Raw genomic sequence first — 15,510 nt, 5'->3', positions numbered from 1 at the left:
ACAACTGCATCGACTACCTGGACGCGCCGCGGCGACCCCGGAGCCGTCGTGGCAGTGTTCGCGGTGGCGGGAACACTGTTCACTCCGGCCGGAAAGGCGAGGCAGCCCAGCCGCCATACGGTGGCCACCGCTCAGTGAATCCACCACCCTGCCGACGACCGCGGCTTGCCCTTGATCGAGCCGCATCGACGTGGCGATGCGCGACGAATCACTTCTCCGTCCCGATCAGTCCGTCGATGGGAGCGCATCCGCGCCGCCGCGTCGTTCCGCAGGCGGGGGAATGGTTGCGGCCAGGGGTGCCCCCTGGCCGGTGCCGACAGGCGGTGCGGCCTCGTCCGGCGCCCGGATGGCGACCACCGCGTCGCTCGGAGAGATGCCCGCCGGCACCTCCACTATGACTCCCGCGGTTCCGTTTTCTTTATCCCACCCGATCCAGTTCTGGGCGACCGTCGCGTAGACGTCGTGGCGTAGGCCTTCACTGTGCAGGACCTCCGTGGCGTGCAGCGCGTGCCCGTACTCAGGGTTTCCGGCGTGGCAGCACAGCATCACCAGCGGTCGGCGTGGTGCTGCCCTGGAAGCTACCTGGAAATGCCGATTCGCCGCGAGGATATGTCCGAAGAAACGCCTCGGTGCGAGGAGGGTCCGCCAGTCCGGGTCGTCGTCGGTGCCGACATTGGCGTCTATCTCGAAACCGCGCCGGCCTGCGTGGGCGTGCACGTAAAGCACCCCGTCGTGCGCGTCCACTGCCCAGGGCGCAAGTTGGGCGGGTCCCCGATCCTTCCATCTGGGTTCCCGGCGCCCGGCCCGGTCGATGCGGATTTCGGGAACGATCTCGGTATCGCTCAGTCGGTTCGGCATTCGCGACCACGTCCGATAGGCCTTCCGATCCGCGTTGTCACCTGTGTGATGAGTCGGGAAGGAAACTCCGATGATTCTTCCCTCATGATCCAGCAGCGGCACGCTGCGGACATGACGGGATTCAAAGGTGAAATGCCGGTAGCTGCCGTCCCAGCCGATGAGCCACGGCCCCCGGGGGCCGGTACCCGCGACGACTTGCGCAAGGTCCGCACCCGCACTGTCGGCATTGGAAACTTGCCCCGCGGAATTGCGGACGGTACCGCTGTACGCGGTCAACACCTCGTGGAGGTTCCGGCCTTCGTTCCGTGCCGTTCGTGCAAGGAGCTCGGTCGCCTCGCGCATCGACACAGCCAACCTGGAACCGGAGATCGGCTCCGACGCCAGCCCTTTCATCCGTCGAGTATGCGGATCCAGGTGACCGGCGCGGAGAGGGAGATCCCCAGTCACGGTGATACGAAACAGCATTCGTTCAGTTGGCTGCAACATCGTCCGCATGGAAAAATACGGTCGACCAGAAGGATTCGAGAACGGATACTCGTGGTTGAGCCACCGTCCGAAGCTGTTCGCAACGACAACTGGTTCGTTCTGATCGATCCCGGCCGGGGCGGCCAGGATAGTGCCGGGGCGCCGCCGGTGGAGGCCGTGGTGGGCGGCTGGGAGTTACGCGCGGACGGTAGTGCCGGCCCGTTTCGGCCCAATCCGCGTTACTGCCCGAGCGGACCCGAGGTACCGACCGACCCCCTAGACGCCGTCCTGCGCCGGGTCGCGGTCGGTGGTCGGCTCGGTGCGGACCTCATCCGGATGCTCCGGGACTCGGTGGTGGAGATCGGCTGTGACAGATCGGGCCGGCCGCTGCTGGGCGCGGCGCCGGACGGGATCCCGTGCGTCGTCGTGGTCACGGCCGAACTTCAGAAGAATGATGTCGATGTGGACCTGTGGTTTCCGGTCCACGGGCAGGCGCTCGCGGACGTTGTCCCGTCCGGAGCCGAAGTACTGATGAACCCGACCGGGGCCGCGCCGATACGTCTCTCGGTCGAAAACCTGGGTATCGCTCCGGAGGAGGCGGGCGGCGACGACGGATGACGGATATCGTCGGAGCCCCGGACGAGCCCCGCCGGACTCCGTCGGCGGCAACGTCACACTATCGGGTACGCAGGATCAACCCGTGGCCGTTGGGGTTGCGCAGTGTGAGGGTATCCGCATCCACTGTGGCCTGTACCGTCCCGTCCAGTGCGGTCAGAACGGCCTGTTCGACTTCCATGATCTCCGGACCGCACATCATCCGGGTGGTGGCCGCCGTGAACGTTATATCGGCTCCGGCCGGTGTTGCGACCATCACCGCCCGGCCGGTCATCCGGTTGCAGCCGGCGAACCCGGTGAGCGAATCGTCGGCGGCGATGGTGAGTGCCGGCCGGATCTGATCGACGATCTGTGAGCTGATCTGTGCGTCGGGGGTGAGCAGGCTGGTCACCACCCATTCGGTGCCGCGGATCGGGCGGTCCGGTTGCAGCACCTTCTTGTCGGTGAGGACGACGGTGGTGCCCTTCCCGGTCAGCGTCAGCCGATCCCGGTCGAGCTGCCAGCTGGGGTCCGCGCGCAGCAGGTCCCCGACCCAGGCGTCGGAGCCGGCCCGGTCGCCCGGGCAGCCGACGAGCGTGCTCGCGAGTTCGGAGACGTGCAGGACGTGGTCGCGGAGATCCACCGCACCGCTGTGGGTGTTGCATCCGGCCGCCGCCGAGATCCGGTCGTCGGCGAAGGTGAGGGTGAGCGGGCCGCCGCCGGGAATGGGTGTGCCGGTGACCTCGGTGGAGATATAGGTGTGGCCCATGGGTGTGGGTTCGGGTGGGGTCGGCGCCGGCTCGTTGTGCGAGCACGCTGTCGCGGCGAGCAGCAGCAGTGACAGGGCGGCACCGATTCGGAGCGCTGGTCCCGGCATGACTGCGATGCTACCCGGCGCGCGGCCGGGTCCCGGGCGCCGAAACTCGCCCGGTGCTCGAATCTTGCTGATTCCAACGGTTCCTACCTGTGCCGTTGTCTTCGTATCCTCGCTCGGCGATCGACGCGGGAGCGAAGGGAACACGATGTCCTTACTGGAAACGGGGCCGGCCGGCGCCCGCCCGGATGATCGCGCCGCGCCGCCCGTGGTGGAGCTCGGAGCCGCGGACACCAGGAAGGCGGTGGTGGCGAGCCTGATCGGCACCACCGTCGAGTGGTACGACTTCTTCCTCTACGCCACCGCGGCGGGTCTCGTCTTCGACAAACTCTTCTTCCCGAACAACAGTGCCTTCGTCGGAACCATGCTGTCGTTCGCGACCTTCGCCGTCGGTTTCGTGATGCGGCCGGTCGGCGGACTCGTATTCGGCCATATCGGCGATCGGATCGGACGAAAGAAGACCCTGGCCCTGACCATGGCGATCATGGGCGGGTCCACCGCACTGATGGGGGTACTGCCCACCGCCGCCGCGATCGGCGTGGCGGCCCCGATCCTGCTCCTGCTGCTGCGGATGCTGCAGGGTTTCGCGCTGGGCGGTGAGTGGGCCGGCGCGGTGTTGCTCGCCGTCGAGCACAGCCCGCGCCGGAAAGTCGGCCTGTTCGGCAGCTATCCGCAGGTCGGGCTGGCACTCGGGCTCGCTCTGGGGACCGGTGTGTTCGCGGTGCTGCGGACGACGCTGAGCGAAACGGCGTTCCTGGGCTACGGCTGGCGGATCGCGTTCGGCGCCAGCCTGGTGCTGGTGCTGATCGGCCTGGTGGTGCGTCTGAAAATCGACGAGACTCCCGCTTTCCGGGAGGTCGACCGGCTCAACCGGATCTCGAAAGTGCCCGTGGTCGAGCTGTTCCGCAATGCCCGCTCCCGGCGCAACACCGCGCTCGGATTGCTGTCGCGCTGGGGTGAGGGCGCGGCGTTCAACACCTGGGGTGTTTTCGCGATCACGTTCGCGACCGGGCATCTCGGCTTCGAGCAGGTGCCGGTGCTGGTGGCGGTCACCGCCGCCGCGGTGGTGATGGCGACGCTCATCCCGGTGTCCGGTCTGCTCGCCGACCGCTTCGGGCCGCGCCGGGTCTACATCGCCGGTATCGCCGCCTACGGGGTGCTGGTGTATCCGGTGTTCGCGCTTTTCGAGATCGGTAATATCGTCATCTTCACCGTCGCGATCATCGTGGTGTTCGGTGTGGCGCACGCACTGTTCTACGGTGCCCAGGGCACCTTGTACGCGGGGCTGTACCCGGCCCAGGTGCGGTACACCGGGCTGTCCTTCGTCTACCAGTTCTCCGGGATATACGCCTCGGGCCTGACTCCGATGATCGTCACGGCGCTGATCGCGGCGGGCGGTTCCACACCATGGCTGGCCTGCGGTTATCTGGTGTCGACCGCGGTGGTGAGTGTGATCGCCACCTGGTTCATCAGCGAGGACGACCGGCTCACCGCATGAGCCCGCGCGGCGCCGGAACACGGTCGCGCGGGGCCCGGGTTCCGACGCGGGCCGGGAGCGTGCTGTGCCGGGAAGCGGGTGCGGGTCCCTTCGTCCGGCGGGCCGGTCAGAGCGCGACGCTATGCTGACCCGAGTGACTACCGCCGCAGCGAAACCAGTTTCCACTTGGGCGCCATTGCGGTCGCGGGTCTATCGGGCGCTGTGGATCGCGCAGCTGGTGTCCAATCTCGGCACCTGGATGCAGATGGTCGGGGCGCAGTGGGTACTGGTCGACGAACCCAATGCCGCCGCGCTGGTCTCCTTCGTGCAGACCGCGACGACGCTGCCGGTGATGATCCTGGCCATCCCGTCCGGGGTACTGGCCGATCTGCTGGATCGCCGCCGCCTCCTGCTGGGCGCGCAATCCACCATGGCGGTCCTGGCGATCACGCTGGCGGTGTCCACCGCCGCCGGGCACACCACGCCCTCGGTCCTGCTCACCCTGCTGTTCCTGCTCGGCTGCGGCCAGGCGGTGGTGGGCCCCGCCTGGCAGGCGATCCAGCCCGAACTGGTGCCGCGGGACCAGATCCCCTCGGCAGCCGCGCTCGGCAGTATGAACATGAACATCGGCCGGGCCGTGGGACCGGCCATCGCCGGTGTCCTGGTCGCCCTGTCGGGTCCGGCCCTGGTGTTCGCGCTCAACGCCGTATCGTTCGCCGCGATCGTCGCGGCACTGCTGTTCTGGCGCCGGCCGCGGGTGACCACCAAGGACCTGCCCAGCGAACGACCGCTGGCGGCCCTGCAAGCGGGCACGCGCTTCATCAAATCCGCGCCCGCGATTCGGCGCGTCCTGCTGCGCACCGCCCTGTTCGTCGCGCCCGCCAGCGCGCTGTGGTCACTGCTACCGGTGATCGCGCGCAACCAGCTCGGTCTCGGTTCCTCCGGCTACGGCCTCATGCTGGGCGCGCTCGGCGTGGGCGCGGTCCTCGGCGCGCTGGGTCTGGCCCGGGTGCGGGCCCTGCTGACCCCGACCCAGCAGGTCGCGGTCGCCGCGGTGGTGTTCGGGATCGCCTGCTGCGGTACCGCGCTGCTGCGGGTGGAGGCGCTGGTGCTGCTCCTGCTCGTCTTCGCGGGCGCGTCCTGGCTGCTGACCCTGTCCACCATGAACGCGACCATGCAGTTGCTGCTGCCCGGCTGGGTCCGGGCCCGGGGACTGTCGGTGTACCTGCTGGTGTTCATGGCCGGGCAGGCGATCGGCTCGGTGGTGTGGGGCCTGGTCGCCGGGGCCTACGGTGCGGTCACCGCGCTGCTGGCGGCGGCAGTACTACTCGGCGGGTGCGCGCTCAGCACGATCTGGCTGCCGCTGCGGCAGTTTGTACCCGGTTTCGATCTGACGCCGCATGCGTACTGGCCGGAACCACAGCTGGTGGTGGAACCGGACCCCGACGACGGTCCGGTACTGGTGCTCAAGGACTACGACGTGCCGGCGGACAAGGTGCCGGAATTCCTGGCGGCCATGAGCTTCGTGGGGCGGTCACGGCAGCGCACGGGCGCGATGGAATGGCGGATCTATCGCGATGTGGGCAGTACGGACCGCTATGTGGAGGCGTTCGTGGTGCGCTCCTGGTCCGAGCACATGCAGCAGCACAAGGTGCGGCTGACGGCCCAGGACCTGATGCGTGAGCGGGCGGTATCGGAATTCGCGCACGACGAGAGGCTCACTCACCTGGTATCGGTGGAACCGCGACCATAGGCGTACCTCCGCGTTCGCCCCGGCCGTGCGCTCGGTGTGCACCACCGCCCGCCCCGGCGTGCGCTGCTCGGGCGCCACCGAGTTCTTCGCCCGTGCGCTTTCCCGCCCAGCTGTCGCTGCTGCCGTGCTCGGACGGCGAATGGGATTCGCCCCGGCGCACCCTCTAGACTGTCCGGCATGCGGATGTTCCTGGATATCCTCCTGATCGTCACCAGCCTGCTGCTGGTGCTGCTGGTGCTGCTGCACCGGGCCAAGGGCGGAGGTCTGTCCAGCCTGTTCGGTGGTGGGATGCAGTCGAGTCTGTCCGGGTCGACCGTCGCCGAGAAGAACCTCAACCGCATCACCATCTTCACCGGCATGATCTGGTTCATCGCGATCCTGGGGATCGGGCTGGAGATCAAATTCGCCTGACCTGCCGGTCAGTCGTGACGCGGGACTCTCCCGTCCACATCGGTGAACCCGTAGTCGCCGGCCAGATCGGCGACCTTCCAGGCCTGCCCGGACCGTTTCCCGCGTTCGGGGTCGGTGGCGAGGGCCACCACCGCACGGCCCGCGAACCGTGGGCTCTCCGCCTGGTTCAGGTCGACACTGCCCTCTCCGGGCAGTGTTACCACCCGGTTGCCGTCCGCGTCGGCGGGCACCATCTGGAGTAGTTCGGTATCGACGATGCCCGGCCAGATCGAGACCGCGGTCACCCGGGTACCGGCGAGATCGCGCGCGAAATCGGCGGTCATCCGGTCGAGGGCGGTTTTGGCGACCCCGTACACCGCGTTGTGCATATACCGCTGCGAACCCGGCGAGGAGACATTGACGATCAAGCCGTCGCCCTTCAGCAGCAGCGGCGCGGCGTAGACGGCGGCCGCGTAGTGCGAGCGGACACCCACCTCGAAGGTTTCGTCCCACGCCGCGGGCGGTACCTCCCAGAATTTGCGGCCGAGCCAGCGGGCGGCGGCGGGGGAGTTGTAGACATTGTTCACCAGGATGTCGAGCCGGTCGTGGTCGTTGCCGATCCGCTCGAAGAGGGCGGCGGTCGCGTTGTCGTCGCGGTGATCGCACACCACCGGTACGCCGGTGCCGCCGAGTTCGTCGATCCGCGCGGCCGTTTCGCCCACGGTGCCCGGGAGTTTGCCCGGCCGGTCCGAGCGCCCGGTCACGTAGACGGTCGCGCCGGCGGCGCCCAGTTCCAGGGCGATGCCTTTACCGATCCCACGGCTGGCGCCGGTGACCACCGCGATCCGGTTCTGCAGGGGGTGTGGTGTTCCGCTCACAGTCCCGGGACGTTACCGTGAAACTGTAACGCGTTCTAGCATTCGGGAGGTTCGGTGGGGCCGACACACCGTTTCGTCGACACCGGCGGCGTGCGAATGCATGTAGCCGACCAGGGCCGGGGCCACCCGGTGATCTTCTGCCACGGATTCCCGCACACCTGGTACGTCTGGCATCGCCAGCTCGCCGCGGCCGGCGCCGCCGGATACCGGGCCCTGGCCCCCGACCTACGCGGCGCGGGCCGGACCGGTGCGCCGCAGTCGATCGACGATTACACCAACGAGGCCGTGGTCGGCGACCTGCTCGCGTTGCTCGACGATATCGACGCCGACCAGGCGGTTTTCGTGGGCGTCGATTTCGGCGCGGCCCTGCTGTGGGAGCTCGCGCTGCGCGCGCCGGAACGGGTACGCGGACTGGTGATCCTGAACAACCCCTTCGCCCCGCGCGCCCCGAAACCGCCCGGTTACTACTGGGGGAAGATGGCCGAGCGGCATTTCCTGCACCTGCAGTATTTCCAGGAACCCGGCGTGGCCGACGCGCATCTGGCCGACCGGCCACGCGAATTCCTTTCCCGGGTCTACTTCGCGCTGAGTGGGGATTTCCACTATCTCGATGTGTGGAAGAACCCGCCGGGCACCCGCTATATCGATGCTCTGCCCGTGGCGCCCGAACTGCCCTGGTCGTGGCTGTCGGAGGACGAATTCGACATCCTGGCCGGCGATTTCGAACGCACCGGGTTCACCGGTGGTCTGAACTGGTACCGGGCCATCGACCGCAATTGGGAACTGACGGCCGGCTACGCCGCGGCGGTACCCACGGTTCCGGTGTACTTCGTCTACGGTGAGAACGATCCCGATATGGAAGGCTTCAGCGGTCGCGATCCCCTCGAAACGATGCGCGCCCTGCTGCCGGATCTGCGTGCCGTGCAGCGGGTCCCGGGCGCCGGGCATCTGGTGCAGTTGGAGGCGACGGAGACCGTGAACAGTTTCCTGCTGGGCGCCCTCGCCGAGCTCACCGCCGGGTGAGGGCTTCTCGGCCGTCGGCGAGGTGGTGTCGAGCCGAATGTGCCGGTTCGGCCGGAACCGCACCGTGCCGGTGAGTGCCGGTCAGCCGTTGTGCGGGCCTGCCGCCGTCGGTGTGCGTTCGGCATCGCGCAGCACTTCGCGCAGCCGGGCCGTGAAAGCGGCGGGATGGGTGGAAAGGCTGTGGCCGCCGGGGAATTCGGTGACCGTTCTGTCCAGCAGGGTGGCCAGGGCCCGGGTGCAGTCGTAGTTCCAGATCTCCCGGGAGCCGCGCCCGGCGGCCGGCACGATATGGACCGGGGTCGCGGCGAGTGCGGCGATATGCGCGGCGTCGAGGACCGACGAGCGGATCTCCGGCAGATCCCGGGACAGGAAGAAGTCCAGATCGCGCAGGTCTCCGGGGTCACGCGGTGCCGGTGGTGCGACGCCGGGCTCCCGATCGGAGGAATCGGCGTGGACCAGTTCGGCGAGTTTCCGGAGCGCGGGCAGTGCGCCGTCGCGACGGTAGACCTCGTCGAGGGCGGCGAGGTCGCGTTCGGCACGCTCGCGGGCCGCGGCCGGTAGCAGGCCCATCGTGGCGGGGTCGTGGGCGATGAGGGTGTGGACCTGTTCCGGATGATCGCCGGCCAGGGTGAGCGCGATGAGCGCGCCGTAGCTGGAGCCGAATATCCGAGCCGGCTCGTCGGTGAGTGCGGCCAGCAGCCGGTGGCTGTCGTCGGCGTGGGTGGCCACCGTGACCGGCGCGGCGGGATCGTCGAGCGCGCTGCCGGACAGTCCGCGGCGGTCGGGGACCACCACGGTGTAGTCGGTGGCGAGTCGTCCGGCCAGGTCGGCGGCGCGGGCGGTATTGCCGTCCCCGCCCTGTAGCAGCAGGAGCAGCGGGCCGGTCCCGCGGATCTCGTAGTACAGGGTCGCGCCGGGGACGGGGAGGCGGCCGGTTCGGAAGTTGCGCATGCCGAGAACCGTAATCCATCTTTTTAGATACATCAAGAAAGATGTATTTGGTGATGCGTTTGGGGTAGCGTGCCCCGAGTGAACGGAGTCGAACTCTTCCTGCTCGGGCGCACGCTGATGAAGATCGGCGAGGAGGCGATGCCGACCGAGGGGCTGCCGCGGTACTCGACGAGTGTGCGGTCGGTGCTGATCGTGGCCAGCGATATCGTCGAGCATCCCGGTAGCGCGGTGGGGGAGATCGCCACGCGCACGGGTCTGCCGCAGAGCCAGGTCTCCGGATGCGTCGCGCGGCTGCGGGAGGCGGGCGCGATCGTGAGCGAGCCGGATCCGGCCGACCGGCGTCGCGTCCTGATCCGCCAGGCGCCCGACGCCTCGGACCGGGTCGATACGGTCCGAGCGACCACGATCGATACCGCGCTCGCGGCGGCGCTCGGCACCGACGACCCCGAGGAGGTCGCCGGAGTGGTCACCGCATTGGAGACACTCGCGCAGCGGCTGACCCCGGGAACCCTGTCGCGGCTGCGGCCCGCGTCCGGCCGCTCGCGGTCATCCGTAACCTGACTCGCATGACCATCCGCGGCGTGCTCTTCGACTTCTCCGGCACACTCTTCCGGTTCGAACCGATACTCGACGGCTTGATCGATCATCACGGTGCACCGCTCGCCGGTGCCCGCCAGGCCGAGATCATGCGCCGGATGACCGCGCCGACCGGACGACCCGAGGGGCTGCCCGCACGTCTGTACGACGACTGGAACCGCCGCGATCTCGACCCGCCGCTGCACCGCGAACTGTATACGGCCGTGCTGGCGGGGTCCGGGGTCGGTAACCCGGACCATCTCTACGACCAGCTGATATCGGCCGACGCGTGGACCCCGTACCCGGATACGGCGGCCGCGTTGAAGGCGGTGGCGGCTCTCGAGTTGCCGGTGGCGGTCCTCAGCAATATCGCCTGGGATATCCGGCCGGCCTTCGAACGCGCCGGAACCGCCGACTACGTGCGCGAGTTCGTGCTCTCGTATCGTGAAGGCGCCGTGAAACCCGATCCGCGGCTGTTCGCTCTTGCCTGCGAACGCATCGGTGTACCGCCGGGCGAGACCTTGATGATCGGGGACAGTGCCGAGGCCGACGGTGCCGCCGCCGATATCGGCTGCGTGGTCGAACTGGTCGATCCACTACCGACCGAGCAGCGCCCACGCGCCCTGCTCGACGCGTTCGCCGCGTACGGAATCGGCTGATCGCAAACCCGCAGCCGCGCATCACGGCCGCGCCGAGCGATGAATTCCGGGCGTTCGCCGGGTCCGTATCACCATCGGCTAACGAAGGGAAGATCACGTGGAGACACCAGAGGTGGTGCTCGAGGGAGTCGTGTTCGGTGAATCGCCGCGCTGGTACGCGGGCCGGCTGTGGTTCTCCGACTGGGGAGCGAACCAGGTGATCGCGGTGGACGGCTCGGGCCGGGGGGAGGTGATCGCCGCTGTGCCCTCGTTCCCGATGTGTATCGACTTCCTGCCGGACGGGCGGCTGCTGATCGTCGATTCGGGCCGCCGGCGTCTGTTGCGCCGCGAACCCGGCGGCACTCTGGTAACCCATGCCGACCTCGGCGGGGAAGCGGACATACCGTGGAACGATATCGTCGTCGATGAGCGGGGCAACACCTACGTCAACAGCATCGGATTCGAATTCCCTGGTGGGGATTTCGCACCCGGATTCGTCGTGCTGGTGACTCCGGACGGTACCGTGCGTCGGGTCGCCGACGATCTCGCGTTCCCGAACGGGATGGCGGTCACCGCCGACGGCGCCACCCTGGTCGTCGCCGAATCCTACGCCGAGCGACTCACCGCCTACGACATCACATCCACGGGTGACCTTGCCGGCCGCCGGGTCTGGGCAGCCACGCCCGGCGACCACCCCGACGGTATCTGCCTCGATACCGAGGGTGCGGTCTGGTACGCGGATGTGGGTAACCGGCATTGCGTCCGAGTGGCCGAAGGCGGCGCGATCCTGGACACCGTGGAGTTCGACCGCGGAGCATTCGCCTGCGTGCTGGACCGTGACCCCGATCGTCCCCGGCTCTTTGTGGTCGGCCAGGAGTACGGCGCGGAGACGCCCGGACCCACTGGCCGGGTGGTGGCCTTCCCCGCGCCGGCACCGGGGGCAGGGCGGCCCTGAGAACAGGGCACTGCGGCGGCCCTCGATGCCCGTGCCGACGCCACGGCGAGCGTCCCGGCCTCGGGGCGGTCGATCATCGTGCGTCGCGGCCGGACTCCGGTCTTCTGCGCTGCCTCCGCGGCCCCTCTCGCGCCGGAGATCGGCACGGCATCGGTAGGGGTGGCCGGCGTTCGGCATCGGCCACGGCATTGTGTGTCGGCTCCGACGAGGCCGGCGCGGTGCTCGGCGCCCATTTCGCGCAGACGGCCCGGATGACCCGGGCCGTATCCGGCTAGGGGACGACGACCGTGACGAAGTCGCCCAGCTCGTACCCGCCCGCGGGACCGGTATCGGCGCATCCGCCGCGGGCAGTGATCGTGGTCCCCGATTCGAGGCCTGTCAGCGAGGTTTCGACGGTCTGGCCGGGGCCGGCCAGCGATTCCGGTTTTGCCTCCCCGAAGAAGACGTGGTTGTTCTCCGGGCCGACTCCCGCCTCCGCCCAGCACTGACCCCGGTCGTTCGGGTTGTGCAGGGTCGCGATCACCGTTCCCGGTGCGGTACCCGCGAAGGTGACCTGCGGTGCGGTGAAGGGTGCGTCCGCGACCGCCGACGCGGCGGTGAGGGGTGCGAATGTCGCGGCAGCCAGGGACAGCAGGGCAATTCCATGAACTCGTCTGATCATCACACGAACAGATGATGCTCGAAATAGCGGGCGGGCACAGCGGAATCCGCCCGAATCGGGCTGCGGTGGTGTGGAAAGAACCGAATCGGTCGTGTCAGGTCGGTAGACGGCTCTCCTGACGAAGTGGCAGTGCCGCCAGTGTTCTGTCGTGGAGCATGCCTTGCCAGGCGAGTGCTTCGGGAGCGGTATCGAGGGTGATCGTGGGGAGCAGGGTGAACAGCGTGGTCAAGGCGATCCGGGCTTCGCTGCGCGCCAGATGGGCGCCGATGCAGTAGTGGGGACCGTGGCCGAAAGTGAGTTGTGCGGCCGCGGTCGGCCGGTAGGGACAGAACGTATCCGGGTCGTCGTGGATATCCGGGTCGCGGTTGGCCGACGCGAGCAGCACCAGGACGGGGCACCCCGTGGGGATGACCCGACCGGCTATCTCGACATCCTCGGCAGCGAAACGCCAGGTGGAGAATGGGAACGGCGAATGGTATCGCCACAGCTCCTCGATAACGGCCTCGGCGTGGTTCTCGTCGATGAGCAACTGCCGACGCTGGGCCGGATGCCGGCACAGGACCACAGTGCCGTAGCCGATGGTGCTCTGGGTGGAGACGGTGCCGGCGCCGAGCACGAAGATCAGCGTCGACACCATCTCGCGTTTGCTCATCCGTCCGGCCGCGTGTTCGTTGTGCAGAGTGGCGATGACGCTGCCGGGGGCGGGCTGCTCGCGTAGTACGTCGCGCAGCAGGTCCACCAGGTCGGTGTAGGTTTGCCGCATCCGCGGAGTGAGCGGGTGGTTGCGACTGCCGAGCATGCCGATCAGCCGGGACGCATCCCCCCGCAGGCCCACCGGCAGGCCCATGATCTCGCCCAGCACCTGGGAGGCCAGTGGCCGGCAGAACTCGCTGACGAGATCGAACCCGGCGACATCCGCGAGCGGCCGCAGCAGGCCCTCGGCGGTCCGGGTGATGAACGGTTCGTGATGGCGGATCCGGCGCGCGGAGAAATGCTTGGCGACGGGCCTGCGAAGTCTGGTGTGGTCGCGGACAGGGGCATTGTTCATATGACGGCCCTCGACAGCCATCAGATCTTCGGTGTATCGGCGGCCGCCGAATGCGCGGAGTGGCGGTGGCAAGTCATCGGAAGATTTGACGAACCGGGGGTCGCGCAGAACCTGCATTCCCTCGCGGTAGCGAGTAGCGGCCCAGACGCGCAATCCCTCGGGCAGGACCAGGGGGACGATCGGTGCGTGGCTGCTGATCTGCCGGTAGGCGGCGTCGGCGTCGTCGCGGTAGGCGGGTGTGTCGAGTTCGACCTCCGTCGGGCGGGAGTGGGAAATACGTGTGTCGAATTCCATGAGACGGCCTCCTACGGGTCAGTCGGGCTTGCCGGCGTTTTGCTCGGCGGCTACGTGCTGGATCAGTCGGCACAGGTCGGTCAGCGTGCGGACTTCGAAAAGATCGTCCTCATCGAGCCGGATCCCGAGATCACTCTCGACCGCGACGATCACCTCGACGATCTTGAGGGAATCGATCCGCGGGAGCTGGGTGATGCGAGTGTCCATATCCTCCGGACCGATAGCGGTCCCGAGGACCCGGGCGAGGTGTTGGCGAACTCGGACGGTCAACGTGGTGGGATCTGCTTCCATGGCGGATACCTGCCTGTTCGTTCAGTGGTGCTCGGCGGCGCGGTGATCGATGAAGCGGGCGCGGATCCGGGTGCGTTGCCATTTACCGCTGGTGGTGCGCGGCAAAGTATTGGGGGGAACGAGGATGGTTCGGCAGGCGGTCAGGCCCAGCCGATCCGTGACCGCCTTCTCGACGGCGTCGACGAGGTCCTGTCTGTTCCGGACGCCCTGCTCGGCGACGACGATGATCTGCTCGCCTTCGGCATCGGCGAATGCGACAGCGTGCCGGCGGTAGACCCCGGGCACATCACGGGCCAATGCCTCCACATCGTCGGGAAAAAAGTTGCGCCCCCGGACGACGATCAATTCCTTGCGACGCCCGGTGACATAAAGCTGACCGCCGTGCAGGAAGCCCAGGTCACCGGTATCGAACCACCCATCGGTGAAGGCTTTATCGGTGGCTTCGTCGTTATGGAGGTAGCCGCTGGTCAGCGAGGCGCCGCGCACCTGTATGTCGCCCAGGTGGCCGTCGGGAAGACGGTTGCCGTCGTGGACGATCCGTAGCCGCAGACCTCGCAGGGGCCGGCCCAGGCAGACGACCGGCATGGCGCACTCGTCATCCGGGCCGGCCGGGCATATCTCGCGGCCGGGGGTCAGGTGTCCACGATCGATGTGGAGGACCGATGGTTCCTCGCCGGGGTGCGGCATGGTGATCGCGAGGGTGGCTTCGGCCATCCCGTAGGAAGGGAACATCGTTGTCGACGGGACTCCCACGGAAGCGAACGCGTCCCGGAAGCGACCGATGGTGGCCGGGCCGACGACTTCGCCGCCGTTGATGGCCAGCCGCCACCGGCTCAGTGATGCCGGGAGCCGAGTCTTCGGTAGTGCGGCGATCAAACGCTCGTAGCCGAAGTTGGGGCCGTTGGTGACGGTACCGCCGACCCGCGCCATATGTTCCAGGAAATACTCCGGGCGCCGGACAAAACTCAGCGGAGTGAACAGGTGGGCATCCCCGGACACCGCAAGCGAGACGAACAGACTCACCAGGCCCATATCATGGAACAGCGGCACCCATTGGACACCTACATCATCGGATGTCATGCGCAGACGCGAGGCGATGGCGTGGACGCCTGCCAGAAAGGCGCTGTGGCTGATGACCACCCCTTTGGGCGCGGACGTGCTTCCCGAGGTGAACTGGATGATGGCCGGTTCTCGGTCGCGAAGCATCGGCGGGTGATCCGGCCGGGAGCGGGGGCCGAGGCGGGAAATATCGATCACCTGGATTGCCGGTCTGAGCGCTTGCAGCTCGAGGGCGGTGGGGACCAGAGCCGTACTGGCCAGGACCGTGGACATTCGTGCCGCGTCGACAATGGCGGAGAGCGCCTCGGCCGTATGCCGGGGGTCGAGCAGAACCGGGGGAACAGGGAGGACACTTGCCGGGATACCGGCGGCGAGCGACCCCAGGATTGCCGGAAGAAAATCCGGTTCGGTGCCGGTGAGGATACCGATGGTGGAGCCGCGCCGTGTGTCGTCGGCGGCGAGGGCGGCCGCCACGCCCCAGGCGAGCTCGGGTAGCGCGGTGTGGGCTGTCTGCTGCCCGGACTCGGGGAAGAAGACGTGCGCAGGACTCGAAGCCAGGCTGTCGAGCAGGTGCACAGCCGTATCGGTGCTCAGTTCGGTCATATCGGTCATGGTCGGCCTCCCGTTTCGACTCTTCGATCCGCCGACTCGAATTCCGGTCCGAGCCGCGTTGTACCTCGGTATCGGTGCTGCAACAGGCGGTCCCGCCGCCGAGCCCGCCGTCG

Annotated in this window: 16 protein-coding genes; 8 read left to right on the top strand and 8 right to left on the bottom strand. The window is 68.1% G+C overall.

The features are described 5' to 3' along the window. Positions 1-225: 225 nt before the first annotated feature. The gene (locus ACQPYS_RS19335) at positions 226-1,251 is read right to left on the bottom strand and encodes a hypothetical protein (RefSeq protein WP_433490397.1); all 1,026 of its coding nucleotides are present in this window, start codon (positions 1,249-1,251) and stop codon (positions 226-228) included. A gap of 144 nt (positions 1,252-1,395) precedes the next feature. Between ACQPYS_RS19335 and ACQPYS_RS19330 the strand changes: the two genes are divergently transcribed. After that, on the top strand, positions 1,396-1,941 hold the full coding sequence (locus tag ACQPYS_RS19330) for a type VII secretion system-associated protein (RefSeq protein ID WP_433490396.1): 546 nt from the start codon (positions 1,396-1,398) through the stop codon (positions 1,939-1,941). 58 nt (positions 1,942-1,999) lie between these two features. Here the strand turns inward: ACQPYS_RS19330 and ACQPYS_RS19325 are convergent, their stop codons facing one another. Further along, positions 2,000-2,794, bottom strand: a complete 795-nt coding sequence (locus tag ACQPYS_RS19325) for an META domain-containing protein (RefSeq protein ID WP_431940328.1) — start codon at positions 2,792-2,794, stop codon at positions 2,000-2,002. Positions 2,795-2,939: 145 nt separating this feature from the next. Here ACQPYS_RS19325 and ACQPYS_RS19320 point away from each other — a divergent pair, with 145 nt between their 5' ends. The 3 genes from ACQPYS_RS19320 (at position 2,940) to secG (ending at position 6,432) form a co-directional block, all read left to right on the top strand. Then, positions 2,940-4,289, top strand: a complete 1,350-nt coding sequence (locus tag ACQPYS_RS19320) for an MFS transporter (RefSeq protein ID WP_433490395.1) — start codon at positions 2,940-2,942, stop codon at positions 4,287-4,289. A gap of 121 nt (positions 4,290-4,410) precedes the next feature. After that, a complete protein-coding gene (locus ACQPYS_RS19315; RefSeq protein ID WP_157107342.1) occupies positions 4,411-6,021 on the top strand; it encodes an MFS transporter in 1,611 nt (536 codons plus the stop codon). A 177-nt stretch (positions 6,022-6,198) separates the two neighbouring features. Further along, positions 6,199-6,432, top strand: a complete 234-nt coding sequence (secG, locus tag ACQPYS_RS19310) for a preprotein translocase subunit SecG (RefSeq protein ID WP_063038902.1) — start codon at positions 6,199-6,201, stop codon at positions 6,430-6,432. 8 nt (positions 6,433-6,440) lie between these two features. Here the strand turns inward: secG and ACQPYS_RS19305 are convergent, their stop codons facing one another. Continuing rightward, positions 6,441-7,289 (bottom strand): SDR family NAD(P)-dependent oxidoreductase, encoded by an 849-nt coding sequence (locus ACQPYS_RS19305; RefSeq protein ID WP_063038900.1) that lies wholly within the window; start codon positions 7,287-7,289, stop codon positions 6,441-6,443. Positions 7,290-7,385: 96 nt separating this feature from the next. Here ACQPYS_RS19305 and ACQPYS_RS19300 point away from each other — a divergent pair, with 96 nt between their 5' ends. Continuing rightward, entirely contained in the window at positions 7,386-8,312 is a 927-nt protein-coding gene (locus tag ACQPYS_RS19300) for an alpha/beta fold hydrolase (protein ID WP_063039008.1), read from the top strand. A gap of 81 nt (positions 8,313-8,393) precedes the next feature. Here the strand turns inward: ACQPYS_RS19300 and ACQPYS_RS19295 are convergent, their stop codons facing one another. Beyond that, positions 8,394-9,263, bottom strand: coding sequence for an alpha/beta fold hydrolase (locus ACQPYS_RS19295; protein ID WP_433490394.1), 870 nt, complete (start codon positions 9,261-9,263; stop codon positions 8,394-8,396). Positions 9,264-9,341: 78 nt separating this feature from the next. Here ACQPYS_RS19295 and ACQPYS_RS19290 point away from each other — a divergent pair, with 78 nt between their 5' ends. The 3 genes from ACQPYS_RS19290 (at position 9,342) to ACQPYS_RS19280 (ending at position 11,432) form a co-directional block, all read left to right on the top strand. After that, positions 9,342-9,824 (top strand): MarR family winged helix-turn-helix transcriptional regulator, encoded by a 483-nt coding sequence (locus ACQPYS_RS19290; RefSeq protein WP_433490393.1) that lies wholly within the window; start codon positions 9,342-9,344, stop codon positions 9,822-9,824. A gap of 5 nt (positions 9,825-9,829) precedes the next feature. Beyond that, the gene (locus ACQPYS_RS19285; RefSeq protein WP_433490392.1) at positions 9,830-10,498 is read left to right on the top strand and encodes an HAD family hydrolase; all 669 of its coding nucleotides are present in this window, start codon (positions 9,830-9,832) and stop codon (positions 10,496-10,498) included. Positions 10,499-10,595: 97 nt separating this feature from the next. Next, entirely contained in the window at positions 10,596-11,432 is an 837-nt protein-coding gene (locus tag ACQPYS_RS19280) for an SMP-30/gluconolactonase/LRE family protein (protein WP_433490391.1), read from the top strand. Between the two features lie 271 nt (positions 11,433-11,703). Here ACQPYS_RS19280 and ACQPYS_RS19275 read toward each other — a convergent pair whose 3' ends face one another. The 4 genes from ACQPYS_RS19275 to ACQPYS_RS19260 all read right to left on the bottom strand — a co-directional run bounded on the left by ACQPYS_RS19275 (position 11,704) and on the right by ACQPYS_RS19260 (position 15,397). Continuing rightward, positions 11,704-12,093: a hypothetical protein gene (locus ACQPYS_RS19275; protein ID WP_433490390.1), complete on the bottom strand. Its 390-nt coding sequence runs from the start codon at positions 12,091-12,093 to the stop codon at positions 11,704-11,706. 94 nt (positions 12,094-12,187) lie between these two features. Beyond that, on the bottom strand, positions 12,188-13,435 hold the full coding sequence (locus ACQPYS_RS19270; protein WP_433490389.1) for a cytochrome P450: 1,248 nt from the start codon (positions 13,433-13,435) through the stop codon (positions 12,188-12,190). Positions 13,436-13,453: 18 nt separating this feature from the next. Continuing rightward, positions 13,454-13,726: an acyl carrier protein gene (locus ACQPYS_RS19265; protein WP_433490388.1), complete on the bottom strand. Its 273-nt coding sequence runs from the start codon at positions 13,724-13,726 to the stop codon at positions 13,454-13,456. 21 nt (positions 13,727-13,747) lie between these two features. After that, positions 13,748-15,397, bottom strand: a complete 1,650-nt coding sequence (locus tag ACQPYS_RS19260; RefSeq protein WP_433490387.1) for an AMP-binding protein — start codon at positions 15,395-15,397, stop codon at positions 13,748-13,750. Positions 15,398-15,510: the final 113 nt, after the last annotated feature.

The sequence above is a fragment of the Nocardia grenadensis genome, assembly GCF_050942415.1.
GTDB classification, from domain to species: Bacteria; Actinomycetota; Actinomycetes; order Mycobacteriales; family Mycobacteriaceae; genus Nocardia; species Nocardia grenadensis.
This window is presented reverse-complemented; position numbering and strand designations above follow the sequence as displayed.

Bases quoted from the DNA above. Each gene is read 5' to 3' on its own strand.
- ACQPYS_RS19335 (WP_433490397.1), bottom strand. From the start codon at position 1,251: ATGAAAGGGCTGGCGTCGGAGCCGATCTCCGGTTCCAGGTTGGCTGTG.
- ACQPYS_RS19325 (WP_431940328.1), bottom strand. From the start codon at position 2,794: ATGCCGGGACCAGCGCTCCGAATCGGTGCCGCCCTGTCACTGCTGCTG.
- ACQPYS_RS19320 (WP_433490395.1), top strand. From the start codon at position 2,940: ATGTCCTTACTGGAAACGGGGCCGGCCGGCGCCCGCCCGGATGATCGC.
- ACQPYS_RS19315 (WP_157107342.1), top strand. From the start codon at position 4,411: ATGCTGACCCGAGTGACTACCGCCGCAGCGAAACCAGTTTCCACTTGG.
- secG (WP_063038902.1), top strand. From the start codon at position 6,199: ATGCGGATGTTCCTGGATATCCTCCTGATCGTCACCAGCCTGCTGCTG.
- ACQPYS_RS19300 (WP_063039008.1), top strand. From the start codon at position 7,386: ATGCATGTAGCCGACCAGGGCCGGGGCCACCCGGTGATCTTCTGCCAC.
- ACQPYS_RS19295 (WP_433490394.1), bottom strand. From the start codon at position 9,263: ATGCGCAACTTCCGAACCGGCCGCCTCCCCGTCCCCGGCGCGACCCTG.
- ACQPYS_RS19285 (WP_433490392.1), top strand. From the start codon at position 9,830: ATGACCATCCGCGGCGTGCTCTTCGACTTCTCCGGCACACTCTTCCGG.
- ACQPYS_RS19275 (WP_433490390.1), bottom strand. From the start codon at position 12,093: ATGATCAGACGAGTTCATGGAATTGCCCTGCTGTCCCTGGCTGCCGCG.
- ACQPYS_RS19270 (WP_433490389.1), bottom strand. From the start codon at position 13,435: ATGGAATTCGACACACGTATTTCCCACTCCCGCCCGACGGAGGTCGAA.
- ACQPYS_RS19265 (WP_433490388.1), bottom strand. From the start codon at position 13,726: ATGGAAGCAGATCCCACCACGTTGACCGTCCGAGTTCGCCAACACCTC.
- ACQPYS_RS19260 (WP_433490387.1), bottom strand. From the start codon at position 15,397: ATGACCGATATGACCGAACTGAGCACCGATACGGCTGTGCACCTGCTC.